The sequence below is a fragment of the Paracoccus sp. MC1862 genome (genome assembly GCF_016617715.1).
Taxonomy (GTDB): Bacteria; Pseudomonadota; Alphaproteobacteria; order Rhodobacterales; family Rhodobacteraceae; genus Paracoccus.
Genome location: NZ_CP067225.1, coordinates 89,906 through 113,926, shown reverse-complemented (window position 1 = coordinate 113,926; position 24,021 = coordinate 89,906). Strand labels below are relative to the sequence as shown.

General features: G+C 68.5%; 20 protein-coding genes and 1 tRNA gene. 8 read left to right on the top strand and 13 right to left on the bottom strand.

Annotated elements, in window-relative coordinates; all coding sequences use genetic code 11:
• Window positions 1-7 precede the first annotated feature (7 nt).
• The 4 genes from JGR78_RS00550 (at window position 8) to JGR78_RS00535 (ending at window position 3,060) form a co-directional block, all read left to right on the top strand.
• Window positions 8-532, top strand: a complete 525-nt coding sequence (locus JGR78_RS00550) for an RNA pyrophosphohydrolase (protein ID WP_182792177.1) — start codon at window positions 8-10, stop codon at window positions 530-532.
• Window positions 533-566: 34 nt separating this feature from the next.
• On the top strand, window positions 567-1,289 hold the full coding sequence (locus JGR78_RS00545) for a DUF421 domain-containing protein (protein WP_182804425.1): 723 nt from the start codon (window positions 567-569) through the stop codon (window positions 1,287-1,289).
• A 64-nt stretch (window positions 1,290-1,353) separates the two neighbouring features.
• A complete protein-coding gene (locus tag JGR78_RS00540) occupies window positions 1,354-1,677 on the top strand; it encodes a hypothetical protein (RefSeq protein WP_182792178.1) in 324 nt (107 codons plus the stop codon).
• Between the two features lie 114 nt (window positions 1,678-1,791).
• Window positions 1,792-3,060 (top strand): lytic murein transglycosylase, encoded by a 1,269-nt coding sequence (locus JGR78_RS00535; RefSeq protein WP_182792179.1) that lies wholly within the window; start codon window positions 1,792-1,794, stop codon window positions 3,058-3,060.
• 172 nt (window positions 3,061-3,232) lie between these two features.
• Here the strand turns inward: JGR78_RS00535 and JGR78_RS00530 are convergent.
• Window positions 3,233-3,306, bottom strand: a tRNA-Cys gene (locus JGR78_RS00530).
• Between the two features lie 224 nt (window positions 3,307-3,530).
• Window positions 3,531-4,757 (bottom strand): argininosuccinate synthase, encoded by a 1,227-nt coding sequence (locus JGR78_RS00525; protein WP_182792180.1) that lies wholly within the window; start codon window positions 4,755-4,757, stop codon window positions 3,531-3,533.
• Window positions 4,758-4,875: 118 nt separating this feature from the next.
• On the opposite strand from JGR78_RS00525, the gene ilvA reads away from it, so the two are divergent.
• Both ilvA and JGR78_RS00515 read left to right on the top strand, forming a co-directional pair.
• Window positions 4,876-6,123, top strand: coding sequence for a threonine ammonia-lyase IlvA (gene ilvA, locus JGR78_RS00520; protein WP_182792181.1), 1,248 nt, complete (start codon window positions 4,876-4,878; stop codon window positions 6,121-6,123).
• A gap of 150 nt (window positions 6,124-6,273) precedes the next feature.
• A complete protein-coding gene (locus JGR78_RS00515) occupies window positions 6,274-7,533 on the top strand; it encodes a PP2C family protein-serine/threonine phosphatase (protein WP_234450796.1) in 1,260 nt (419 codons plus the stop codon).
• On the opposite strand, the gene JGR78_RS00510 is transcribed toward JGR78_RS00515, so the two are convergent.
• From JGR78_RS00510 to JGR78_RS00485, 6 genes are all read right to left on the bottom strand, one after another.
• Window positions 7,526-8,185, bottom strand: coding sequence for a L,D-transpeptidase (locus JGR78_RS00510; protein WP_182792183.1), 660 nt, complete (start codon window positions 8,183-8,185; stop codon window positions 7,526-7,528). The two genes, JGR78_RS00515 and JGR78_RS00510, sit on opposite strands and share 8 nt — an antisense overlap.
• Before the next feature lie 583 nt (window positions 8,186-8,768).
• On the bottom strand, window positions 8,769-9,287 hold the full coding sequence (locus JGR78_RS00505; RefSeq protein ID WP_182792184.1) for a histidine phosphatase family protein: 519 nt from the start codon (window positions 9,285-9,287) through the stop codon (window positions 8,769-8,771).
• Window positions 9,288-9,379: 92 nt separating this feature from the next.
• Window positions 9,380-10,279, bottom strand: a complete 900-nt coding sequence (gene argB / locus JGR78_RS00500) for an acetylglutamate kinase (RefSeq protein WP_182792289.1) — start codon at window positions 10,277-10,279, stop codon at window positions 9,380-9,382.
• 74 nt (window positions 10,280-10,353) lie between these two features.
• Window positions 10,354-13,329, bottom strand: a complete 2,976-nt coding sequence (locus tag JGR78_RS00495; RefSeq protein ID WP_234450795.1) for a calcium-binding protein — start codon at window positions 13,327-13,329, stop codon at window positions 10,354-10,356.
• A gap of 92 nt (window positions 13,330-13,421) precedes the next feature.
• A complete protein-coding gene (locus JGR78_RS00490; protein ID WP_182804427.1) occupies window positions 13,422-14,570 on the bottom strand; it encodes a GNAT family N-acetyltransferase in 1,149 nt (382 codons plus the stop codon).
• A gap of 31 nt (window positions 14,571-14,601) precedes the next feature.
• Window positions 14,602-15,441 carry a MoxR family ATPase gene (locus tag JGR78_RS00485; RefSeq protein WP_182792186.1) on the bottom strand — a complete coding sequence of 280 codons (840 nt, stop codon included), beginning with the start codon at window positions 15,439-15,441 and terminating at the stop codon, window positions 14,602-14,604.
• Window positions 15,442-15,607: 166 nt separating this feature from the next.
• Between JGR78_RS00485 and dksA the strand changes: the two genes are divergently transcribed.
• Window positions 15,608-16,030, top strand: a complete 423-nt coding sequence (dksA, locus tag JGR78_RS00480; RefSeq protein WP_182792187.1) for an RNA polymerase-binding protein DksA — start codon at window positions 15,608-15,610, stop codon at window positions 16,028-16,030.
• A 61-nt stretch (window positions 16,031-16,091) separates the two neighbouring features.
• Entirely contained in the window at window positions 16,092-17,225 is a 1,134-nt protein-coding gene (locus tag JGR78_RS00475; RefSeq protein WP_182792188.1) for an FAD-dependent monooxygenase, read from the top strand.
• 173 nt (window positions 17,226-17,398) lie between these two features.
• Here the strand turns inward: JGR78_RS00475 and glmM are convergent, their stop codons facing one another.
• The 5 genes from glmM to JGR78_RS00450 form a co-directional block, all read right to left on the bottom strand.
• Window positions 17,399-18,748 (bottom strand): phosphoglucosamine mutase, encoded by a 1,350-nt coding sequence (gene glmM, locus JGR78_RS00470; RefSeq protein ID WP_182792189.1) that lies wholly within the window; start codon window positions 18,746-18,748, stop codon window positions 17,399-17,401.
• Window positions 18,745-19,734 carry a dihydropteroate synthase gene (folP, locus tag JGR78_RS00465; protein WP_182792190.1) on the bottom strand — a complete coding sequence of 330 codons (990 nt, stop codon included), beginning with the start codon at window positions 19,732-19,734 and terminating at the stop codon, window positions 18,745-18,747. The genes glmM and folP overlap by 4 nt, the downstream gene beginning before the upstream one ends.
• A gap of 56 nt (window positions 19,735-19,790) precedes the next feature.
• The gene (locus JGR78_RS00460) at window positions 19,791-20,576 is read right to left on the bottom strand and encodes a dihydroneopterin aldolase (protein ID WP_182792191.1); all 786 of its coding nucleotides are present in this window, start codon (window positions 20,574-20,576) and stop codon (window positions 19,791-19,793) included.
• Between the two features lie 67 nt (window positions 20,577-20,643).
• On the bottom strand, window positions 20,644-21,183 hold the full coding sequence (locus JGR78_RS00455) for a cell wall hydrolase (protein ID WP_182804429.1): 540 nt from the start codon (window positions 21,181-21,183) through the stop codon (window positions 20,644-20,646).
• A gap of 191 nt (window positions 21,184-21,374) precedes the next feature.
• Window positions 21,375-23,972, bottom strand: a complete 2,598-nt coding sequence (locus JGR78_RS00450; protein ID WP_182804431.1) for a putative PEP-binding protein — start codon at window positions 23,970-23,972, stop codon at window positions 21,375-21,377.
• Window positions 23,973-24,021 lie beyond the last annotated feature (49 nt).

Here is a 24,021-nt window from a genome sequence, read left to right as displayed (position 1 = left end):
CGTGCCGATGAACGAGACGACCAAGGCCCGGGCCATCAAGCCCGAGGACAGTGGCCCCGGTGGCCTGCCCTATCGCCCCTGCGCCGGGGTGGTGCTGATCAACGACGAGGGCAAGGTCTTCGCCGGCCACCGCATCGACAACCCTTCCGACGCCTGGCAGATGCCCCAAGGCGGCATCGACGAGGGCGAGGACCCCCGCGCCGCCGCCCTGCGCGAATTGCGTGAGGAAACCGGCATTCCGGCCGAGTTGTGCGAGATCCTGGCCGAGTCGCCCGACTGGGTGCGCTATGACCTGCCGCCGGAACTTGTCGGCAGGATCTGGAAGGGCCGCTATGGCGGACAGCGGCAGAAATGGTATCTGGTCCGCTTCAAGGGCCGTGACGACCAGATCGACATCGCCACCGACCATCCCGAGTTCGACGAATGGCGCTGGATGACCCCGCGCGAGGTGGCCGAGAAGATCGTCCCCTTCAAGCGCGAGGTTTACGACCGCGTCTTTGCAGATTTCGCCGACCGGTTGAGCAAGTCGTAAGCCGCAGATCGTCTTCGGCTGCCGCAGAGAGGACATGGAAGATCCCGTCATCCCCTTTGACCTGACCCGGATGTTCCTGGGCCAGGAACCATTTTTGTTCTACGCCGAGATCGCGTTCAGGACGTTCCTCATCTACGGCTACACGCTGGCGTTGATCCGCTGGATCGGCGGGCGCTCGGTCACGCAACTGTCGATGGTGGACCTGATCCTGGTGATCGCGCTCGGCTCGGCGGTGGGGGACGCGACTTTCTACCCCGACGTGCCGCTGCTGCAGGCCATGCTGGTCATCACCGTGATCGTCTGCCTGAACAAGCTGATCGACAACCTGATCGAGCGATACGACCACGCCAAGCGGATCATCGACGGCCGCACCGTGGCCGTCGTCCGCGACGGCCGCATCGACCGCGAGGGACTGGTCCTGCGCGACATCAGCGCGCTGGAGCTGAAGTCGCTGCTGCGGCTCAGGGGCATTTCCAACCTCGGGCAGGTCGAATCCGCCTTCCATGAATCCGGCGGCGGCCTGTCGGTCTTCCACCGCGAGACGCCGGTTCCGGGCCTGCCCATTGTCCCGCCCGACGATGTGTCGCCCCCCGCGCCCCTTGCTACCGCCGCCCCGAAGGCGCCGGTCTGCTGCGTGAACTGCGGCACGCTGCGGGTCGCCGCAGATGTGTCTGAAACGACAGGCTGCCCCGACTGCGGGCGCCGGGACGGCTGGACCCCTGCGGTGACGCCCGGGGTGGCCCGCGCCTCGGACTGACGCCATCGCGCTTGCCAACCGGGCCGGCATCCGCCATCCCGCCGGACAGTGAGCGGAGGAAGCCATGGCACAACAGGTCTATACGCTGCTGGTCCAGGTCGGCCGCAAGCAGGGGGACGGGCTGCCCGATGGGGCGACTGGCGCGGCACTGGTCTGCTACGCCTCGGGCGTGGATCAGGACGAGGCGGTGCGCGAGACAGTGGCGATCCTCAAGCAGGCCGACCTGGCCCCGCTTGAGGTGCAGGGCTACGGCACGCCCGAGGAACGGCAGGCCGAAGGCCACGAGATCCCCGAGGAGGAACGCGCCCTGATGACCCGCGCGCTTGAGGAAAACAGTGTGATCGTGGCCCAGTTCGAGCCGTTCTTCGACGAGCCGGGCAACCGCTGATCCTGCCGCCCTGCATCCTGAAGCTGTGCGGAACACCTGCGGCGGGTTGCAAGCTTCCGGGGGCCGCGGCTAAGCTTTGCGGCAATAAAAACGATATCCCGACGAGGCAGTGACATGAAATTGACGACAAGGCTCGCCCTTGCCACGGCCATGGTGGCCGTGCTGGGGTCCTGCGGCACGACCATCGGCGTGGGCCCCGGCATCGGCTCGACCGGCGGCGGGTCGTCCGTAACCCCGGCTCCGATCCCCGCTGCCGATCCCGCGACCGAGGCGAGCTTCCAGCAATGGGTGCGGAATTTCCGCCCGCGTGCCGTTTCGGCCGGCATCAGCCCCGCGACCTATGACCGGGCCATGTCGATCGCCCGTTACAACTCCGAGGTGATCCGCCTCGACCGACGGCAGGCCGAGTTCTCGCGTCCCGTCTGGCTTTACCTCGACAGCGCGGTGTCTCCGGAACGGGTCACCACCGGCCGCCAGATGGCCGCCCAGCACGCCCGGACGCTGGCGGCGATCGAGGCCACCTACGGCGTCCCGCGCGAGATCGTGCTGGCGGTCTGGGGGATGGAATCGAATTTCGGCGCGAACCGGGGCCGGATGCAGATCATTCCATCGCTGGCGACGCTGGCCTATGACGGGCGCCGCTCGCAGATGTTCCAGGAACAACTGATCGCAGCGCTGCGGATCATCCAGGCGGGCGACACCGCGCCGGAACATATGCTTGGGTCCTGGGCGGGGGCGATGGGGCACACGCAGTTCATGCCGAACTCGTATCTCAGCTATGCGGTCGATTTCACCGGCGACGGGCGGCGCGACATCTGGTCGGACGACCCGACCGATTCGCTGGCCTCGACCGCAGCCTATCTGGCCCGCAACGGCTGGCAGCGCGGCCAGCCCTGGGTGGTCGAGGTCGTGGTGCCCGAGGGCTTCACCGCCGTCGGCAAGGGCACGCGGACCAGCACCAGCCAGCTTGCGGCGATGGGCGTGCGGGCGGCGAGCGGCCGCGGGCTGCCGGCCGGCACCGGCTCGATCATCCGGCCTGCGGGGGCTCGGGGGCCTGCGTTCCTGATCCTCGACAACTTCCGCTCGATCCTGCGCTACAACAACTCGGACAGCTATGCGCTGGGCGTGAGCTACCTGGCCGAGGCGATCGCCGGCCGCCCTGGCATCCAGGCTGCATGGCCCCGGTCCGACCGCCCGCTGACGCAAGGAGAGCGGACCGAGATCCAGCGCCTGCTGACCGCCCGCGGCTTTTACCGCGACGAGATCGACGGCAAGATCGGCACCGGCACGATGGAGGCGATCTCGGCCTTCCAGCGATCCATCGGCGTCCCGCCCGACGGCTACGCGACCTCGATCCTGCTGGGGCAGTTGCGGGGGCGCTGAGGCTGCGAGGGAAAAGGGAAAGACCCGGCATGCGAAGGGCGGCCGGGCCTTTTCATGCCGCAATGCCAGATGTACGGCAGGCATCCGGCGAGGTTTGCCGGAAACCCGTGGTTCCAGAGCCTTGAGCGGAAAATGGCGAAGGAAGGACGCCGGCCTGACTGGGGTCTCACCCTGGAGGCGGGTACCGGAATCGAACCGGTCTTCACGGATTTGCAATCCGCTGCGTAACCTCTCCGCCAACCCGCCTCGGTGAGGTGCAGGACAGATAGGCGAAACCGCCCTGCCCTGCAAGCCACTGCATGACCCTTGAAACCGGGCAAGCAGAGGAAGGTCCACCAGGCGCCCCCAAAAGAAAGGGGATCGCGGAACAGCCGTCATGACTGAACTCTCGCAAGACGGGCAGGCCGATATTAACGGAAAGGGCCGCAAAGGCGGCCCTTTCCAGTGCAGTGGGGACAAAGCCCCCCTTCTTACTTCACCCGCGCGTTGCGGTTGCCGATCAGCTTCAGCCGCAACGCGTTCAGCTTGATGAAGCCGGCCGCGTCCTTCTGGTCATAGGCACCGGCGTCCTCCTCGAAGGTGACGTGCGCCTCAGAGTAGAGGCTCAGGTCCGACCAGCGGCCCACGCAGTTGACCGAACCCTTGTAAAGCTTCAGCCGCACAATGCCCGAGACATATTCCTGCGACTTGTCGATCAACGCCTGCAGCATCTCGCGTTCAGGGCTGAACCAGAAGCCGTTGTAGATCAGTTCCGCATAACGCGGCATCAGGCTGTCCTTGAGATGCCCCGAGCCCGAATCGAGCGTGATCTGCTCGATGCCGCGATGCGCTTCCAGCAGGATGGTGCCACCGGGGGTTTCGTAGATGCCGCGCGACTTCATGCCGACAAAGCGGTTTTCCACGAAGTCAAGCCGCCCGATGCCGTGCCTGCGGCCATATTCGTTCAGCGCCGTCAGCAGCACCGCGGGCGACATCGCCTCGCCGTTGATCGCCACCGCATCGCCGCGCTCGAAGGTGACTTCGATATGTTCGGGCTGGTCCGGCGCGTCCTCGGGGTTCACCGTGCGCTGATAGACGTAGTCGGGCGCTTCCTCGGCCGGATTCTCCAGCGCCTTCCCCTCGGACGAGGTGTGCAACAGGTTCGCATCGACGCTGAACGGCGCCTCGCCGCGCTTGTCCTTGGCGATCGGGATCTGGTTCGCTTCCGCGAATTCGATCAGCTTCGTGCGGCTGGTCAGGTCCCAGATCCGCCAGGGGGCGATCACCTTGATCGAGGGGTCCAGCGCATAGGCCGACAGTTCGAACCGCACCTGGTCGTTGCCCTTGCCGGTCGCGCCATGGGCCACGGCATCGGCGCCATGCTCATGCGCGATCTCGACCAGCCGTTTCGAGATCAGGGGCCGCGCGATCGAGGTCCCCAGCAGATACTGCCCCTCGTAGACCGCGTTCGCCCGGAACATCGGGAAGACATAGTCATGCACGAATTCCTCGCGCAGGTCCTCGATGTGGATGTTTTCCGGCCGGATGCCCAGCAGTTCGGCCTTCTGGCGCGCAGGCTCAAGCTCCTCGCCTTGGCCGAGGTCGGCGGTGAAGGTGATGACCTCGCAGCCATATTCCGTCTGCAGCCACTTCAGGATGATCGAGGTGTCGAGCCCCCCGGAATAGGCGAGAACGACTTTCTTCGGCGCGTCAGACATCAGGGGGCCCTCTTGATCCGCGATTTTCCAGCGGATTATGGCGTTTCGATGGGTCTCACAAGGGCAAGGGGCTCAGGCCACGCTGGCAATCCATTGCGACCGCGCTTATCCCTGCACCATGAGCGATCCCGACTCCTCCGTCCGCCAGGCCGAAGCGGCGCTGCGCGCGCTGTTCGACCCCACGCCGCTGCTGCGCAACGACCATCTTTCGGCCCGCTACGGCGCCGAGATCTGGCTCAAGCGTGAGGATCTGACCCCGGTGCGCAGCTACAAGCTGCGTGGGGCCTTCAACGCGATGCGTCATGCCAAGGCCGGGCCGGGGGCGCATTTCGTCTGCGCCAGCGCCGGCAACCACGCGCAGGGCGTGGCCTTCGCCTGCCGCCATTTCGGGGCCGAGGGGACGATCTTCATGCCCGTGACAACGCCCAGGCAGAAGATCGACAAGACCCGCATCTTCGGCAATGGCGCGGTCGAGATCGTGCTGACCGGCGACTATTTCGACCAGACCCTGCGGGCAGCGCAGGAGTTCACCAAGGCCCAGAACGCCACCTTTCTGTCGCCTTTCGACGACGCCTGCGTGATCGAGGGCCAGGCGACGGTTGCAACCGAAATCCTCGCCCAGATGGAGGCCGCGCCCGATCTCGTGGTCCTTCCTGTCGGCGGTGGCGGCCTTGCGGCCGGCGTCACCGGCGTCATGTCCGCCCAGTCACCCCGGACCCGCTTTGCCTTTGTCGAACCGGGCGGCGGCGCCAGCCTGCGGGCGGCACTGGAAGCCGGCCACCCCGTCGCCCTGCCCGCCATCGACAACTTCGTGGACGGCGCCGCCGTCGCGCGGATCGGCGAACTGCCCTTCCGGCACCTGTCCCGCTTTGCGCCCTCGAACGTGGTGATCGCGCCCGAGGACCGCATCTGCGCCACCATGATCGAAATGCTGAACGTCGAGGGGATCGTGCTGGAACCCGCCGGCGCGCTGGCCGTGGACGCCCTGCGCGACCTCGGCGCGGATGGCGCGCTGGAGGGCAAGAGCGTGGTCTGCATCTGCTCGGGCGGGAACTTCGACTTCGAGCGGCTGCCCGAGGTGCGCGAGCGGGCGCAGCGCTGGGCGGGGCTGAAGAAATACTTCATCCTGCGCCTGCCGCAGCGGCCCGGTGCATTGCGCGAGTTCCTGAACCTGCTCGGCCCCGAGGACGACATCGCGCGCTTTGAATACTTGAAGAAATCGGCACGCAACTTCGGCTCGGTCCTGATCGGGATCGAAACCACCAGCCCCGCCAATCTGGACGCACTGTCCCGGCGGCTGGCCGAGGCGGGCCTTGACTGGCGCGACATCACCGGGGACGCGGTGCTGTCCGAGTTCCTGATCTGACACCAACCCGCCGGCCTCCTTCCCGCCGGTCGGGACGCCGGATTCCGCCGCGATGTCAACGCGGCTTTCGCAGGTCCTTCGCTTAACCGCACGTTCACTGGGCCGCTGTAGCCTGCCCCCAAGAAACAGCCGAATCGTTTAGCCGCGTCCGTGCCGGCAGGCGCGCCGGGCCATGTTCCTCGCCGCCGGCTGGTGCTGCTGGCCGATGCCAGCCGGGCGCACCGGCGCATGCTGTCGATCCAGTTGCAGCGCGCCGGCTATCGGGTCGTCGAGGCGGCGGAAGGCGAATCCGCCCTGCAGGTCTGCCGGGATCTCGAACCTGACCTGATCCTGTCCGACTCACATCTGGGAGCGCTGTCGGGGCTGGAACTCTGCCGCGCCCACCGGACCATGCCACGCCAAGGCTACGGCTATTTCATCCTTCTGACCTCCAGCACCCAGCGTGAAGACATCGCGGTGGCACTGGGCGCCGGCGCCGACGATTTCCTGATGAAGCCCATCTCCGGCGCCGAACTGCTGGCCCGCATCCGCGCCGCCGAACGCGTGCTGGACATGCACGACAACCTGGCCGCCGCGAACCGCGAACTGCAAGGCGCGCTTGAACGGCTGCACCACGCCCAGGAACAGATGACTGCCGACCTGCGCGAGGCACGCAAGCTGCAGCAGGCGATGATCCGAGAACGCCAGCGCAGCTTCGGGCCGTTCCGGGTGTCGCTGCTGATGCGCCCGGCCGGCATGATCGGCGGCGATTTCGTGGGTTTCCAACAGCTCGACGATAGGGCCATCGGCCTGCACGCGGTGGACGTGTCCGGGCACGGTGTCGCCTCGGCCCTGCTGACGGCGCGGGTTGCGGCGCAGATCGAGGCGCTGTCGCAGGATCATCAGGTCGAGCCGGCGCGGCTCGTGTCCACCTTGAACGACCTGATGCTGGATGGCCCGATCGCCGAAGCCTACCTGACCATGGTCTATGCCCGGCTGGATCTTTCGACGCACCGGCTGCGGCTGGTGCAGGCAGGTCACCCCCACCCCTTTCTTCAGCGGGCCAGCGGCGCGATCGAGCGCGTGGGCCATGGCGGACTGCCGGTCGGCGTGCTGGAAGGCGCGCGTTTTGACGAGATCGAGGTCGTGCTGAACCCGGGCGACAGGATGCTGATCGTTTCGGACGGGATCACCGACGCGGCCAGCAGTCGGGGCGAACCCTTGGGCGAGGACGGGCTGCGGGCGATCCTGCAACTGAACGCGCCTGTTTCAGGCCATGCGCTGCTGGAATCCATGTGCTGGTCGGTCGCCGCCTTTGCCAGCGGGGAACGGGCGGACGACCTGTCCGCCGTGCTGATCGAGCATCTCGCGCCTGCCCCGGTGCTGGCGGGTCCGGGGCAGCGCGTGGACCCTGCCGAGGGGATCAGATGACCAGAACCTGCGTGCCGACCTTGGTCAGCGCGAAAAGTTGCTGGATATGCTCGTTGTAAAGCCCGATGCAGCCGTTCGAGGACTTGCGCCCGATCTTGCGGGTATCGTGGGTGCCGTGGATGCGGTAATAGGTCCAGCTCAGCCACAGCGCATGGGTGCCCATCGGGTTGTCCGGCCCCGGCGGGACGAAATCCGGCCATTCCGGGTTGCGCTTCTTCATCTCGGGCGTGGGCGACCACGAAGGGCCGTCCACCTTCTTGATGATCTCGGTGCGGCCGCGGCGGGTCAGGTCCTCGCTGACCGGGATCGAGGTCGGGAACAGGCGAAAGTCGGTGCCGTCCTCGGACCAGTAGCTCAGTGCACGCGAGGTCAGGTCCACCAGGACCGCGCCGTTGTTGAGATTGCTGAAATAAGGCTGCCAGTCGTGCATGCGGAAGCTGGACACGTTGCGGCGGTTGTCTGCCGCGGCGTCATGCTGCACCAGACCTGCATCGGGGGTCGCACCTGCGCCGGGCGTGCCCTGCAACGGCTGGCCGGTATAGGGATCGACCGCCTGCGCGGCGGCGGAACCCGCGAAGCCTGCGGCGCCCAGCGCAAGCGAGGTAGCAAGAAAGGACCGCCGGTCGAGGGCGGATCGGTGGGTGACGGACATCTCAATCTCCTGTCGGCCTGGGCCCCTGCGGGCACTTGCGGCAATCGCCTCGTGATATGAAGCCAGCACATAGCTGGGGCGGGGTCGAGATCAACTCACAGCGGCGTCAGTGGTTCAACTTTCCCCCGCCCTGCGGTTCCCGGGCCACATGATAGCAGGAAAGACGCCGCGGCCGACCTGCGCGAGAAGCCGGCCATGTGCTTTTCCTCTACGAACACAGTCGGAAAAGATCCGGAAGGATGGGGCGCCGGGCCGGAGCCTTCCGTCACCAGACCGCAGTGTGCCCAAGGCAGGCGAGCCCGGGATTGCCCCTCAAGCGCAGCCGAGGAGTTTCATGCGTTGCACGAAGCCGCCCGTTTGCAGGCATTGCCAAAAGGTCCGCCAATCCCTTGCGGCTCCTGCAAGAAAGAATCCTGCGTCAGATACGGCAGCCGCGCCTCAGGCGCAGCATGGGGCCTGAGGCGAACGGCCTTGCCACTTGCAGGCGCCGCTGACAGGTCCGCCATCTTCCTGTCGCGCAGGTTTTCCCGCTGCAGCACAAGCCCAAGCGAAGCGGAACGCCCTCCGCCAGCGCCCCGGACGCTCAGTCCCGCCCGTCGAGCCGGACGAAATCGCGGACGCTGCCCTGCCCCGGCTCGATTTCGGCCCAGTTGTCGGACTGGAAATCGACCACCAGCGTGGCTGCCGTCGGATAGCGGCGGAACTGCGGGTCCAACGGCGGACGGGCGGGCAGCATCGCGGCAAAGGCGGCGATGCCGGGGTTGTGGCCGATCATCATCACCGTAGGCGCCGTCGCGGTCTTCAGAACCCGCAGCATCAACTCGGGGGCGGCGTGGTAGAGGGCCGGCTCGATCCGCAGGTCGGGCCGGGTCTCGAACACGGCCTGGGCCACGCAGTCCCAGGTCTCGCGCGTTCGCCGGGACGAGGAGCACAGCACTTCCTCGGGCTCGTAGCCGCGGCTTGCCAGCCAGTCGCCCAGCGCGCGGGCCGAGCGGAGGCCGCGCGCGTTCAGCGGGCGGTCGTGGTCGGGCAGCGTCGGGTCGTCCCAGTCGGACTTGGCATGGCGTGTCAGAATCAGGCGGCAATGTCCCAGCGGTGTCATCCTGATCCTTTCCCTCGGGTCCGATCACGAATCAGAGTGCCACCCGCGCCCGCAAGCCGCAAGCCGCTCTCCGGCCCATGGGCGATGCGAGGTCACAGGCCGCTGCCGCCCTGCCGCAGCCCATGAGGCTTGACCCGGGGCTCGCTGGACCGGATCAGGCTGCCCGCGCCCTGCTCGGTGAACAGTTCCAGCAGCGCCGCATGGGGCACCCGCCCGTCCAGGATCACGACGGCGCGCACGCCCTCGTCCAGCGCCGCAAGCGCCGTTTCGGTCTTGGGGATCATGCCGCCGGCGATGGTGCCGTCAGCGATCATCGCCCGCACCTGGTCGGGGTGGATCTGGGTCAGGACCTGCCCCGAGCCGTCCTTGACCCCCGCCACGTCGGTCAGCAGCAGCAGACGGTCGGCCTTGAGCGCGCCGGCGATGGCGCCTGCGGCGGTGTCGCCGTTTACGTTGAAGGTCTCGTTGTCGGCCATGCCGGTCGCCACCGGCGCGATCACCGGGATCAGCCCGGCAAGGTAAAGGTCGCGGATGATCTGCACGTTCATCTCGATGGGGCGCCCGACGAAGCCCAGTTCGGGGTCGTCAGCCTCGCAGACCATCAGGTCGTCGTCCTTGCCGGAAATCCCTATGGCCCGCCCGCCCGCGTCGTTGATGGCCTGCACGATGCGCTTGTTGACGAGGCCCGACAGCACCATTTCCACCACCTGCACGGCCTCGACGGTGGTGACGCGCTTGCCGCGGACAAAGCGGCTTTCGATGCCCAGCCGGTTCAGCAGGTCGTTGATCATCGGCCCGCCGCCGTGAACGACGACCGGGTGGATGCCCACCTGCTTCATCAGCACGATGTCCTTGGCGAACTCGGCCATGGCGGCGTCGTCGCCCATTGCGTTGCCGCCGAACTTCACGACGACTACGGCGCCCGCGTAGCGCTGCATGTAGGGCAGCGCCTCGGACAGGGTGCGGGCGGTGGTGACGAAGTCTCGATCCATGCTCTGCAGTCTCATGCGCTGTCCTCGTGGGTGCGGGCGAGGCTAGGCAAAGCCGTGTCCGAGGTCCAGAGCGCCTACAGGATGAAGTCCGTATCGCCGATGGCAAGCGCCCCCTGCAGGACAAGCGCGAAATCGGCGCTGCCGTCACTGTCTGTATCGGCCTCGATGCGGACGGTGTCGGCATGGATGAACCAGCGCAGTTCCTTGTCGCCGCGGCTGAAGGGCGCGCCGCCGACCGGCGCGACCCTGAGGGCCGAAAGGTCGATGCGGTCCACGCCCGGCGAGAAATCAGCGATCACGTCCTCGGTCCCCGGCGGCGAATCCACGGGATCGAAGATGAACACGTCGGCACCCGCCCCTCCGGTCATGAGGTCAAGCCCGTCGTCTCCCTGCAGGACATCCGCGCCATTCCCGCCGGTCAGGACATCGTTGCCGGCGCCGCCCTTCAGCGTGTCGCTGCCCTGCCCCCCCGCCAGCCGGTCGGCGCCGTGCCCGCCCAGCAGCAGATCGTCGCCGCCGTCGCCGAAAAGCTGGTCGTCGTCCCAACTGCCGTCGATGGTGTCGTTCCCCTCGCCCCCCATCATGAGATCGGCGCCGGCTTCGCCCAGCATCAGGTCATTGCCCGCCTCGCCGTAAAGGCTGTCGTTGCCCATCCCTCCGATCAGGCGGTCGGCGCCATCACCGCCATGCATGCTGTCGTGGCCGACATTCCCGCGCAGGGTGTCGTTGCCCCGACCGCCGGTCATGCTGTCGTTGCCGCCTTCGCCGATCAGGAAATCATTGCCGTCGTCCCCGAACAGCCGGTCGTCATGGTCGCCCCCGAAGATCGTGTCGTTGCCGTTGCCGCCATGGATCACGTCGCGCCCTGCCGCGCCCAGCAGCAGGTCGTCGCCATCCTCGCCCAGAACGGTATCGTCCCCCGGACCGGCATTGACGTTGTCGCGCCCAGCCCCTGCGGTCACGGAATCATTGCCGGCGCCGGGCCGCAGGGTGTCGTTCCCCGGCCCGGCCTGCATCCGGTCGTTGCCCCCGCCGGCGAACATCATGTTGTTGCCCAGCAGGTCGACCAGCAGGTTGTCGCCGCTCACGTCCAGCATCAGGTCGTCGCCCGCATCCCCCAGCAGGGTGTCATTGCCGGCCATGCCGAAGATGCGGTCGTTGCCCGCGCCGCCGGACAGGTGATCGTTGCCCGCGCCGCCGTTCAGCCGGTCGTTCCCGGCGCCGCCCTGAATCCGGTCGTTGCCGGTTTCACCGCCGATCAGGTCGTCGCCGTCCTCTCCGGCCACGCTGTCGTCCCCGTCCCCGGCAAGCACGAGATCGTTGCCACCCCCCCCACGGATCGAATCATTGCCCGCGCCTCCCCATACGGTGTCCTCGCCGTCCTGGCCGACAATGCTGTCATTGCCCATGCCGCCCTGCAGGAAATCCTCGAGATCGCCGCCGAGGATCGTGTCATTGCCGCCATAGCCGTAAACCAGCGAGCCGCCGCGTCCTGCCCTGAGCAGATCCCCCTTGGCCGTGCCCAGAACGGTCGAGCGCACGTCGGGCGGCTGGTAATGGGCTACGGGAAACATCCCGTTGTCGAAATCGCCCGCGCTCAGCGGGCGGCCGTTCTGGGTGCGGACCTCGATCGTGGTGTCGCCGAAGCGGATCCTGACCCCCCAGCTCTGCGGGATGAACTTGAGCTGCGAGACCGAGCGGATCATGCCCAGCATCGACATGTCGATCCGGTCGAGGCCCGGCTGGAAGTCGCGGATGGTGATGCGTCCCGCGACCCGCATCGGGATGAACAGGTCGGCCCCCGCCCCGCCGTAAAGGTCGATGGTGCGGGACCCGGCGATCAGGATGTCGTCGCCAGCGCCGCCCTCGATCCGGGTGGTGTTCATCCCAGCCTGGAGCAGATCGTTCGCGTCCGTGCCCCTGTGGGCGCCGTTCCCGACCTGGCGGGTCTGGCCGATCCGGCCGGGATCAATGACGAACTGGCTGACGCCCCTTTCCACCTCGGACCCCGCGAAGACGACGATCCTGCCGCCCATCACCCGCACCGCTAGCGCCGAGACATCACTCAGCGCCCACCGCGCATCGTCGGCGATGGTGTCGAGGTGGATCAGCCGCCCGTCGGGGGTCAGGGTGAACAGGCTCAGGCCGTCGTCCGCGCCGCCCACCACGACAAAGGCGCGGCCGTCGATCGTCACCCCCTCCATCACCGTGGCTTTCTGAAAACGGGTGGTGCGTTCGTCGATGACGTGATCGACCGGGACCAGCCCGCCCCCGGCGACGATCCGCACGGTGGTCAGCGAGGAACTGTAGGCGGAACTGACGACCAGATAATGCCGCCCGTCGACCTCAAGCGCCACGATGTCGCGCGGGCCGTTGAAGCCGGTGCCGCGAGTGGCGCCCAGGAACTCGCCCGGCGCCAGCCTGCCGTCGGGCAGAACGACATGGGACGAGACGAAGTTGCCGCGCGTCGAGACGGCGACAAGCAGGTCTACCCCCCCGAGCCTCAGCGGCACCAGGGCGTCGATCTGGGCGTCGGGGGGCAGCTTGGGCGGGACGGCCGAGGTGCCCGCCTGCTCGATCCGCCCGTCGGGGCGCTGGCGCCACAGGCCGAAGACCGGCTGGTCGTGGCGGGCGGCGTAGATCACCGCCTGCCCGCCGGCCAGCGTGAAGCTGCCCGCGTGCAGCAGGTCCGAGGGCAGCGCCGCCCCCTCGATCCCGCTGTCGCGGGCGCCGCGCCTGCCATCCGCCCCGATCCGGCTGACCGCGTCCGCTCCGCCGCGCAGCCCTCCCATCAGAAGCGACACGCCGCCGGGGCGGTCGAGCAGGATCGCCTGCGGCTCGGCCAGATGGGAAAGCCGGCGCTGGTAGTCATACGAGGCGATGACGCGGGCCAGCTTGTCCGCCGCCGCCACGTCCCAGATCGAGACGCCCCCGCCCGCATGGGTCGTGCCGACCAGAACCGTGCGCTCGCCCACCCGACCCAGGGTCAGGTCGGTCAGGCTTCGCACAAAGCCCTGGGTTACCGTGGTGACATACCGAAATCTGGCCATCCGCCCTGCCGCCGCTTGCGATGATCGCAGGCGTCAGGGTGGGTTCCAGCCCTTAACAATCGGTAAGAATCCGGCCCTTCCGGCCCGAGGCTTTAGGTGGCATTTGAACCATCGCCCCGCCGATAGGGGCCGAAGGCGGCGGTTTCGGCCATGTCATCGCCGACCGCCTCGGTCTCTTGCGCGAGGTATCCGGCAAGCGCCCGGCGGAAGCCCGTATCGGCAACCCAGTGGATCGAATGGGTCTCGGCCGGCATGTAGCCGCGGGCGAGCTTGTGTTCCCCCTGCGCGCCCGCCTCGACGCGGGAAAGCCCGTGTTCGATCGCCCAGTCGATGGCGCGGTGATAGCACAGCTCGAAATGCAGGAATGGGTGGTCCTCGGTGCAGCCCCAGTAGCGGCCGAACAGCGTCTCGCGCCCGATCAGGTTCAGAGCCCCCGCGACCGGGCGGCCGTCGCGCTCGGCCAGAAACAGCAGGCAGTCGTCGCGCATGGTCTGGTGCAGTAGGTCGAAGAAGGCCCGCGTCAGGTAGGGCCGCCCCCATTTGCGCCCGCCGGTGTCCTGATAGAAGGTCCACATCGCGTCCCAATGCTGGGGACGCAACTCGTCGCCGGTCAGCGCGAGGATGCGGCCGCCGAAGGCATTGGCCCGCTCGCGTTCCTTGCGCAGCGCCTTGCGCTTGCGGCTGGAGAGCGCGGCAAGGAAGTCCTCGTAGCTGCCGTAGCCGTCATTGAGCCAGTGATACTGCGTCGTGGTGCGGCCCAGCCAGCCCTGCGCCTCGCCCAAGGCCCGCTCGGCCTCGGTGCAGAAGGTGACATGGGCCGAGGACAGGTCGGCCCGCGTCGCCACCTGCGTCATCGCCGCCAGCAAGCCCGCCTGCACCTGCGGGTCATCCGCAATCAGACGCGGCCCCGTGGCGGGAGTGAAGGGCACGGCGCATTGCAGCTTGGGGTAATACTGCCCGCCTGCCCGCCGCCAGGCATCCGCCCAGGCATGGTCGAAGATGTATTCGCCCTGGCTGTGGGTCTTGAGGTAAAGCGGCGCAACGCCCACCACCTTGTTCCCGATCCGGGCCACCAGATGCGAGGGGTGCCAGCCCGTCCCCTTGCCCACCGACTTCGACTGCTCCAGCGCCAGCAGGAAGCGGTGGCTGGTGAAGGGATCGCCGCCCGCACCGCAGGTGTCCCACGCGGCGGCGTCCAGCGCATCCACGCCATGCAGGATGGAAATGGTCAGTTCGGCCATGTCCGGGAAGATAAGCCGGAGCCAGACGGTTTCAACGCTGCCGGCGCGCCATGAAGGCCAGCCGCTCGAACAGCGCCACGTCCTGCTCGTTCTTCAGCAGCGCGCCATGCAGCCTGGGCAGCATCTCGTTCGGAGGACGCTTGAGATCCTCGGGCGACAGGTCCTCGGCGAGGATCAGCTTGAGCCAGTCAAGGAACTCGCTGGTCGAGGGCTTCTTCTTCAGCCCCGGCGCCTCGCGCAATTCGAAGAACTGGTGCAGCGCCTCGTCCAGCAGGCGCTGTTTCAGCCCTGGATAATGGACCCCCACGATCTGCTTCAGGGTCTCGGCATCGGGGAAGCGGATGTAATGGAAGAAGCAGCGGCGCAGGAAGGCGTCGGGCAGCTCCTTCTCGTTGTTCGAGGTGATGATGACAACCGGCCGGTGCCGCGCTACCACCGTCTCGCCGGTCTCGTAGACGTGGAACTCCATCCGGTCGAGTTCCTGCAGAAGGTCGTTCGGGAACTCGATGTCGGCCTTGTCGATCTCGTCGATCAGCAGGACGACCTTGCCCGGCGCGTCGAAGGCCTGCCACAGCTTGCCGCGGCGGATGTAGTTGGAAACATCGTGGACGCGTTCCTCGCCCAACTGGCTGTCGCGCAAGCGGCTGACGGCGTCGTATTCGTAGAGCCCCTGCTGGGCCTTGGTGGTGGACTTCACGTTCCATTCGATGATTGGCAGGCCGAGGCTTGCAGCGACCTGCCGCGCGAGTTCGGTCTTGCCGGTCCCCGGCTCTCCCTTGACCAGCAGCGGGCGTTCCAGCGTCACGGCGGCATTCACCGCCAGTGCGAGGTCGGGGGGCGCCACATAGCTTTCGGTGGAACGGAACTGCATGGATCGGTCCTTCTGGCAGGCGGGCGAACCAGCGGACACTAGGCCGCGGGCCGCTCACGGGCAAGTTCGGCCCCGGCGTCACGCGACTATTTCCTTCCTGCGCCTCATCCTTTAAGGGGGCGCCAAAGGAACGGGCACCGCCCTCGGTCCCGCCTTCGGAGGAGCCATGAAGCGCCAGACTTTCCTTCCCGAAGAATATCGTCCCGCCGAGGACGAGCCCTTCATGAATGAACGCCAGCTTGAATATTTCCGCCGCAAGCTGCTGGCCTGGAAGCAGGAGCTTCTGGACCAGTCCGCCGAAACGCTGGAAGGGATGAAGGACAGCGGCCGCAATGTCCCCGACATCGCCGACCGCGCATCCGAGGAAACCGACCGCGCGATCGAGCTGCGCACCCGCGACCGCCAGCGCAAGCTGGTCAGCAAGATCGACGCCGCCCTGCGCCGGATCGAGACGGGCGAGTTCGGCTATTGCGAGATGACCGGCGAGCCGATCAGCCTGCGCCGCCTGGACGCTCGCCCCATCGCCACCATGACGCTGGAAGCGCAGGAAAAGCACGAACGGCGCGAGCGCGTCCACCGGGACGACTGACCGCATCGCCTGTCCGCGGCCCCTTGCTTACGGCTGCGGCCCGGAACAGAAGGGCGGGAAAATGGCAGGCATCGGGGCGCTGCAAGGACGTGCGGCCATCATCATCGGCGGTGGCATCGGCGGGCTGACCGCCGCGCTGGCCTTGGCGCAGAGAGGTGCCCGCGTCACCGTCCATGAACGCGCCGGGGCTTATCGCGAGGTCGGCGCGGGCATCCAGGTCAGCCCCAATGCCGGCCGCGTGCTGGACGCGCTGGGGCTGAGAAAGGCTTTTCACGCTGCCTCGGCCCCCTCTCACGGGGTCGAGTTGCGCGACGATACTGGCGCTCTGGTCCTTGCCATGGACTTTATCCGCCTCCGTCCGCAGACGAGCTTCCGCACCGTCCACCGCGCCCGTCTGCTGCAGGTCCTTGAGGACGCGGCTCGCACGGCGGGCGTCGAGATCCGTCTCGGCTCGCCCGTCGAGACATTGCCCGAGGCGCCCCTCGTGATCGGCGCGGACGGCTTGCACAGCCGCGTCCGGGTGGCGCTGAACGGGTCCGAGACGCCCTTTTTCACCGGCCAGACCGCTTGGCGGGCGATCATCCCCGCGGAAGATGACGCCCGCCCGGTGTCGCAGGTCTTCATGGGGTCGGGACGGCATCTGGTCAGTTATCCGCTGGGCTTCGGCCTGCGCAACATCGTGGCCGTGATCGAGCGCCCCGACTGGACCGGCGAAGGCTGGTCGCAGACGGATGATCCCCGGAACCTGCGCCTTGCCTATGCGGGCTTCGGCGGCCCGGTTCCGGGCTGGCTGGCGCAGGTCACGGAAACCGGCCTCTGGGGACTGTTCCGGCACGAGGTCGCGCCCCGCTGGCACGACGACAGCCGCGCGATCCTGGGGGACGCGGCGCATCCCACCCTGCCCTTTCTCGCCCAAGGGGCCTGCATGGCGATCGAGGATGCCTGGGTGCTGGCCGCTTGCCTCGACGCCGATCCCGACCAGCCTCGCGCCTTGGCCCGCTATCAGGCGCGGCGGCGCGACCGCTGCGCCCGGATCGTCGCGGCGGCCACGGCGAATGCCCGGAACTATCACCTGTCCGGGCCAAAGCGCCTTGCGGGTCACACGGCGCTGCGGCTCGCCAATCGCCTCGCGCCAAGAGCGGTGTTCGAGCGCTTCGCTTGGGTCTATGACCACGACCCTACCGCGACAGGCTGACCGGCGGGCTTCTTCTTTGCCCGGCATCCCGGGCATCGAGCCGCCCGAACAGGGGATGGATCAGAAAACCGCCGTCATGGCCGCTTTTCCGCCGGATGAGTCCAGTGGCCCGTTTTCCGGCGAAAAGGGGCCGGCAGGCCGGACCGGGCAGCGCCCCGGTCCGGCGTCTCCGCTCAGGCCGCCGCCTTCTCGACTGCCGCGACGATGCCCTCCACGACCTCGCGCAGCACGGCCTCGTCCTCGGCCTCGGCCATGACGCGGATGAGGGGCTCGGTGCCGGACTTGCGGATCAGGACGCGGCCCGACTGCGCCAGCCGCGCCTCGGCGCTGGCGATCTCGGCGCGGACCGCCTCGGCCGACAGGGGATCGGCCCCGGCCTTGTAGCGCACGTTCTTCAGCATCTGCGGCACGGGGTCGAACTGGCGCACCAGATCGCTGGCCGGCCTGCCGCTGTCGGACAGCGCCGCGAGGAACTGCAGCCCGGCGATCAGGCCGTCCCCGGTCGTGGCATAGTCGGTCATCACGATATGGCCCGACTGCTCGCCGCCGAGGTTGAAGCCCGCGCCGCGCATCCGTTCCACCACATAGCGGTCGCCGACAGCCGTGCGCTCCAGCCGCAACCCGCGGCCCGTCAGAAAACGCTCCAACCCGAGGTTCGACATTACCGTGGCGACCAGCGCCCCCCCGCGCAGCCTGCCCGCGTCAGCCCAGCGGCTGGCCAGCAGCGCCATGATCTGGTCGCCGTCGGCCACCGCGCCGGTTTCGTCGATGATCATCACCCGGTCCGCGTCACCGTCGAGGCTGATGCCCAGATGCCCGCCATGCTCCAGCACCGCCGCCGCCGCGGCCTGCGGGTGGGTGGAGCCCACGCCATCGTTGATGTTGAAGCCGTCCGGGTCCACCCCCAGCGGAATCACCTCGGCGCCAAGTTCCCACAGCACCTCTGGGGCAGCGCGATAGGCCGCGCCGTTCGCGCAGTCGATCACCACCTTCAGCCCGTCCAGCCGCTGGCCCTGCGGGAAGGTGGTCTTGGCGTATTCGACATAGCGCCCGCGACCGTCGTCAATCCGCCTGGCCCGCCCGATCTTGGCGGGCGCGGCCAGCGGGATCTCAGCGGCGAGGATCGCCTCGATCTCAAGCTCGGCCTCGTCGGACAGCTTGAAGCCGTCGGGGCCGAAGAACTTGATGCCGTTGTCATCGGCCGGATTGTGGCTGGCCGAGATCATGATGCCCAGATCGGCCCGCATCGACCGCGTGAGATAGCCCACCGCGGGCGTCGGCACCGGCCCCAGCAGCAGCACGTTCATGCCCGTGCTGGTCAGACCCGCCGTCAGCGCGTTTTCCAGCATGTAGCCCGACAGCCGGGTATCCTTGCCGATCACGACCCGGTGCCCGTTGCTGCCGTTCTCGCTGCGGAAGTAGCGCCCCGCCGCCGCGCCGAGGCGCAACGCCATCTCGGCGGTCATCGGATGGCTGTTCGCGCGCCCGCGCACCCCGTCGGTGCCGAAAAGCTTTCTGCTCATGCCTCTGCCCTCGTTATCGCCTGCCACAGGGCAAGCCCTTGTCTGGTCCCGGCCACGTCATGGACCCGGTGGATCTGGATGCCCTGCTGCACCGCCGCCAGCGTCACGGCAAGGGATCCGGGGTCGCGGGCCGCAGCCTCTCCGGCACCGCCGAGCGCGCCGACGAACCGCTTGCGCGAGGCCCCCAGCAGCACCGGCACCCCGAGCCCATGGTAAAGCGATATCCGGCGCAGGATGGCAAGGTTATGTTCCTGCGTCTTGCCGAAGCCGATGCCGGGGTCGATCACGATCCGGTCGCGCGGAATGCCCGCCGCCTCGGCCCGCGCGATCCGCAGCGCCAGCGCGTCATGGACATCCAGCAGCACGTCGTCATAGCGCGGATCGTCCTGCATCGTCTCGGGAACGCCCTGCGCGTGCATCAGGCAGAGAGCCGCGCCGGTTTCCGCCACGACCGCTGCCATGCCGGGGTCGAAGTCAAGACCCGAGACGTCGTTCACCACCCCCGCGCCCGCCCCGACGCCCTCGCGCGCCACTGCGGCCTTGCGGGTGTCCAACGAAACCGGAACCTCGCCCGATAGCGCCCGGACCGCAGGGTGGATGCGGGCGATCTCGTCGGACACAGACACCGCCTGTGATCCGGGCCGGGTCGATTCGCCGCCGATGTCGAGGATATGCGCCCCCTCGGCCGCCAGTCCGCGACCATGGGCGATGCCGCCATCCGCATTCCAGCGACCGCCGTCCGAAAAGCTGTCGGGGGTCACGTTGACGATGCCCATGATGCGCGGCGCGTCCATCGCAAGGCCCAGCACGGGCGGGCGCGGGGCGGTCAAGGCCGCGATGACCTCGGGCGGTGCTTGCGTGACGATCCGGGGCACGCCGCCGCGGGTCAGAAGCTCAAAGGACGAGAAATGCACCCATCCCCCCGCGAGCCGCCAGCGGCCGGGTCCGAGATCGGGGATGGGACGGAAATATTCGGTCGCAGCCATGGTCTGACGGGGGCTCCTCTCTGCTAGATGCCGCGGGTGCAGGCGTCCTGCAAGGCTCAGCTGCCTAGCCGGGTCGAGGGGATGGGGAAGCCCGCCGCAGCGGCCGGCAGTGCCGCGCCCTCGGGCAGCGCCCAGTCGATGCGCACCGCCTGCAGCCGGGCGGCGAGCCACAGGGTCAGCGCTTCGGGCTCGGCACTGACCGCTTCATCGGCGGCCATCCGCGTCGGCGCCCAGACCACCGCAATCCCGTTCGCCGCCGCCCAGTCGATCTCGGTCCGGCTGTCGGCGACGTTGATCCCCAATTCCCCGGCCAGCGCCCATGCGGCCTGATCCAGCGCCAGCAGGGCGATGCGCCGGGAGTCGCCACCCTGCGGCAGCGGCAGGCGAGGGGCGGCGGGCACGACCACCAAGGGGCCTGCGGCCAGCGCGACGGGGCGGCCCATGAACAGCAGGGCCGGGCGCGCGGCCTCGGTCCGCACCTCGACCTGCCCCTTGCGCCGGCTCAGCGTCACGCCCAGCGCGCCGGGCACGCGGTCCAGCTTTTCGACCCTGACCGTCACCTCGGCAGCCCGGGGGTGCGTCAGCACCTGCGCGGCGATGCGTTCGGCCAGGGTTTCCAGCAGGTCATAGCGGCGGTCGGCCAGCCCATCGGCCACTGCCGCCACCAGCACGTCATAGCTGAGGATCGCGTCCACCTGATCCCCCGCGCCCGTTACCGGCTGCGCCAGGGCGACCTCGATGCCGAAGCGCAGGCGCTGGGTCTGGCCGCGTTCGCTCTGGAAGGCGCCGATCTCGGCGGCAACGACGTGGTCGCGCAGGTGGATGCGGTCGGGGATGCTCATGGCCCCTGTTGGAACGAACAAGGCCCCGCCGCAAGGGCGAGGCCAGCCATCCGCAGCGAAAAGCTCGTCAGTTCGAGGCGACCCGCTGCCCGTCGGCGCGGCGATAGAAGATATGGGCGCCGATCCTGGTCGTCCGGGTGAAGCGCTTGGCCCAGGACGGCTTGACATAGGTGGTGTGGAAATAGGTGGCACCCCCGGTCAGGCTGCGCGGCGCGCCGGCCAAGGCCTCGGTCGCGATCTTCTGGGCGCGCTGGGCTGCCGCGCGGTCGCGCATCCGGCCGACCTTGCCCTTGTAGCTGAACTGCTTGGGCTGGTTGATGACCCCGCAGACCGAGCCGGGGAAGGCCGGGTGATCGACACGGTTCAGGATGACCTCGGCCACCGCCCGCTGTCCCTTCACCGACTCGCCCCGTGCCTCGTGGTAAAGCGCCTCGGTCAGGCATTGCAGCGAGGCGTTCGAGGCACCGCCCGCCTTGGCCTGGATCACCCGCTCGGGTCCGCCGGCTGCGCTGCGCGCATTCTGGGCAAAGGCCCCGTCAGAAAGGGTCGGCAGGGCGAGCGCAAAACACACTGCAACTTGCGCCAGCCTTTTTAACAGCTTGCTCATCAAGGTCGTCCTGTCGTTTCCATGCCGCGAGGGGCCTGGGCCCGCCGTCGCGGTTGCTGGAAGGGGACATGCGCGGCTTGCGACAGACTGCGCCAGTCAAACAAACCGTGAGGACGGGAACCGCAGCCAGAACAGACAATTCGGGCAAGAACCCGCCGAGCGAGTTGGCGCGCTTCGGCGAAAATCGGCGTTCAGCGGAACCTTGTCCGACCTTCGACGGAACCGGCGATCAGTTCCAGGTCCGAATCATCCCGCGCTGTTTCGGCCAACCGGCAGAGAACGGCCTCTTGCGCTGCGGCCAGCCGCGCGACCGGCACCCGGAAGGGCGAGCAACTGACGTAATCCAGCCCCGCGCGCTGGCAGAAGGCGATGGATTCGGGATTTCCGGCGTGCTCGCCGCACATGGCGACGGTGATGCCCGCCTTGTGCGCCCGCGCCCGCTGGGCGCCGATCAGGACAAGTTCGCCCACGCCGTCCTGGTCGAGGATATGAAAGGGGTCCTCGGCATAGACCCCTTGCGCGACATAGCTGCCCATGAAGCGGGCGGCGTCGTCGCGCGACAGGCCATAGGTCATCTGGGTCAGGTCGTTCGTGCCGAAGGACAGAAAGGCGCAATGTTCGGCTATGTCGCCCGCCCGCAGGGCGGCGCGCGGCGTTTCCACCATGACGCCAAGGCGATAGGTGAACTCGGCGCGGCTTTCGGCGCGGACGGCGGCGGCGATGCCCTCGATCCGGTGGCGGACCATCTCGACCTCGCGCATGGCACTGACCAGCGGGATCATGATCTCGGGCACGACGCTGTGGCCGTCGCGGCCGACCTCGACCGCGGCCTCGAAGATGGCCCGGGCCTGCATCTCGTAGATCTCGGGGACGGTGATGCCCAGCCGCACCCCGCGCATCCCCAGCATGGGGTTGTATTCGGTCAGCGCCTCGACCCGGCGGACCACGTCCGACAGCGGCAGGTCCAGCGATTCGGCCAGTTCCCGCATCCCCTCCCGGTCATGGGGCAGGAACTCGTGCAGGGGCGGGTCGAACAGGCGGATGGTGACGGGATAGCCGTCCATGATGCGGAACAGGGTGGTGAAATCGCCCCGCTGCATCGGCAGCAGGCGGTCAAGCGCGAGGCGGCGGTCCTCGGCCCGGTCGGCGAAGATCATCTCGCGCATGGCGGGCAGGCGGGCGTCGTCGAAGAACATGTGTTCGGTGCGGCAAAGGCCGATGCCCTGGGCGCCGAAGCGGCGCGCGCAGGTGGCGTCCTGCGGCGTGTCGGCATTGGCACGCACGCCCATCGTGCGGGCGGCGTCGGCCCATTCCAGCAACTGGTTGAAGCTGTCGTCCAGCGCCGGTTCCAGCATGGCGGCGGCGCCTCCGAGGATCTCGCCCGAGGTGCCGTCCACCGTGATCTGCTCGCCTTCGCGGAAGCTGCGCTCGCCCACGCGCATCACCCGCCCGCGCACGTCGATATGGATGCCGGATGCGCCGACGATGCAGGGCAGCCCCAGCCCCCGCGCGATGACAGCGGCGTGGCTGGACATGCCGCCGCGTTCCGTGAGCACCGCGACCGAGGCGTGCATCCCCCGGATATCCTCGGGCAGCGTCTCGCGGCGGACCAGCACGCAGGATTCACCCCGCGCCGCTGCGGCCTGGGCGGCGGCGGCGGAAAAGACGATGCGGCCGGTCGCGGCGCCGGGGCTGGCGGCCATGCCGCCGGTGATGACGTCGCGGGGCGCGCGGGGATCGACCTGGTGGTGCAGCAGGTCGGTCAGCGCCCGGGGCTGAACCCGCATCAACGCCTGTTCCGGCGGGATGATGCCGTCAAGGGCAAGCCCCACCGCGATCCGCACCGCCGCGCGCGAGGACCGCTGCACCCGCACCGCGTCGATCAGCGACAAGCGGCTGTCGGCCACGACGAACTCGATCTGCATTTCTTCGCGCAGCCGCTCACGGGCGGCGACGCCGAAGCGGACGAGGTCGGCGAAGACCTCGGGCGCGGCCTCCTCCAGCGAGGGGCCGCGCGGGTCGCGGGTCAGGTAGATCGACTCGGCGTCGTGGCGTTGCGCCCGGCCCTGCGTCTGGCCGCGGAAGCGCCCGGTGATCCGCGGCGTGCCGGTCACGCTGTCGATGAACTGGATGGTGCCCGAGCCGGTGACGCCCGGCCCCATGGCCAGCGCCATGTCCTGCACGACCAGGCCCAGTGGCGCATCCGCAGGGGCGCCCTTGGCCTGCCGCAGCAGCCGCGCTGTCGGGCCTTCCCATGCGCGCGCCATGGACCGCAGCACCTCGACCAGTTGCCGCTCGGGGTCCTGCGGGAACTCCTCGTCGGTCTCGTCCTGGTAGTTGTCCAGCGCCTCGGCCAGGGTCGCGGTCGAATCGCTGAACATGTCGGGGTCGAGCCGGGCGACATGGATCGCATAGGCCTGCACGAAGCCGCGATACAGCGCGTCCGCCGCCTCGACACCAAGCCTCCGGGTCAGCTCGGCATGGCGGGCAGCGTTCATGCCGACGTTCAGGACCGATCGTGGCCCGCCCCATTCCGGGTCCAGCGCCGAGGGCCGCACCCCCAGCAACCCCCCGGTGCAACCGATCAGCCGCCCGAGATCGGCGCCGGGCAGCGGACGGCCCGCGGCGATGGCGCGGACGGCGGCGACGGGAATGGCGAAGCTGCGCGGCACCGGCAGGTCCATGCGGATCAGCCGTTGCAGGCACTTGGCGCGCCAGCCGTGCAGGGCGGTCTCGACCCGCGCAGAGGGGGTGATTTCGGTGATGGTCGTGTCGCTGGGCTGGTCCATGGCCCGGCACCCTAAGCCCGGCCCGGTTCCGCGGGCAAGAGAGAACGCG

What these genes read in the sequence shown, in the direction of transcription:
- JGR78_RS00550 (WP_182792177.1), top strand. Translation starts at nt 8, where the DNA reads ATGAACGAGACGACCAAGGCCCGGGCCATCAAGCCCGAGGACAGTGGC.
- JGR78_RS00545 (WP_182804425.1), top strand. Translation starts at nt 567, where the DNA reads ATGGAAGATCCCGTCATCCCCTTTGACCTGACCCGGATGTTCCTGGGC.
- JGR78_RS00540 (WP_182792178.1), top strand. Translation starts at nt 1,354, where the DNA reads ATGGCACAACAGGTCTATACGCTGCTGGTCCAGGTCGGCCGCAAGCAG.
- JGR78_RS00535 (WP_182792179.1), top strand. Translation starts at nt 1,792, where the DNA reads ATGAAATTGACGACAAGGCTCGCCCTTGCCACGGCCATGGTGGCCGTG.
- JGR78_RS00525 (WP_182792180.1), bottom strand. Translation starts at nt 4,757, where the DNA reads ATGTCTGACGCGCCGAAGAAAGTCGTTCTCGCCTATTCCGGGGGGCTC.
- ilvA (WP_182792181.1), top strand. Translation starts at nt 4,876, where the DNA reads ATGAGCGATCCCGACTCCTCCGTCCGCCAGGCCGAAGCGGCGCTGCGC.
- JGR78_RS00510 (WP_182792183.1), bottom strand. Translation starts at nt 8,185, where the DNA reads ATGTCCGTCACCCACCGATCCGCCCTCGACCGGCGGTCCTTTCTTGCT.
- JGR78_RS00505 (WP_182792184.1), bottom strand. Translation starts at nt 9,287, where the DNA reads ATGACACCGCTGGGACATTGCCGCCTGATTCTGACACGCCATGCCAAG.
- argB (WP_182792289.1), bottom strand. Translation starts at nt 10,279, where the DNA reads ATGGATCGAGACTTCGTCACCACCGCCCGCACCCTGTCCGAGGCGCTG.
- JGR78_RS00495 (WP_234450795.1), bottom strand. Translation starts at nt 13,329, where the DNA reads ATGGCCAGATTTCGGTATGTCACCACGGTAACCCAGGGCTTTGTGCGA.
- JGR78_RS00490 (WP_182804427.1), bottom strand. Translation starts at nt 14,570, where the DNA reads ATGGCCGAACTGACCATTTCCATCCTGCATGGCGTGGATGCGCTGGAC.
- JGR78_RS00485 (WP_182792186.1), bottom strand. Translation starts at nt 15,441, where the DNA reads ATGCAGTTCCGTTCCACCGAAAGCTATGTGGCGCCCCCCGACCTCGCA.
- dksA (WP_182792187.1), top strand. Translation starts at nt 15,608, where the DNA reads ATGAAGCGCCAGACTTTCCTTCCCGAAGAATATCGTCCCGCCGAGGAC.
- JGR78_RS00475 (WP_182792188.1), top strand. Translation starts at nt 16,092, where the DNA reads ATGGCAGGCATCGGGGCGCTGCAAGGACGTGCGGCCATCATCATCGGC.
- glmM (WP_182792189.1), bottom strand. Translation starts at nt 18,748, where the DNA reads ATGAGCAGAAAGCTTTTCGGCACCGACGGGGTGCGCGGGCGCGCGAAC.
- folP (WP_182792190.1), bottom strand. Translation starts at nt 19,734, where the DNA reads ATGGCTGCGACCGAATATTTCCGTCCCATCCCCGATCTCGGACCCGGC.
- JGR78_RS00460 (WP_182792191.1), bottom strand. Translation starts at nt 20,576, where the DNA reads ATGAGCATCCCCGACCGCATCCACCTGCGCGACCACGTCGTTGCCGCC.
- JGR78_RS00455 (WP_182804429.1), bottom strand. Translation starts at nt 21,183, where the DNA reads ATGAGCAAGCTGTTAAAAAGGCTGGCGCAAGTTGCAGTGTGTTTTGCG.
- JGR78_RS00450 (WP_182804431.1), bottom strand. Translation starts at nt 23,972, where the DNA reads ATGGACCAGCCCAGCGACACGACCATCACCGAAATCACCCCCTCTGCG.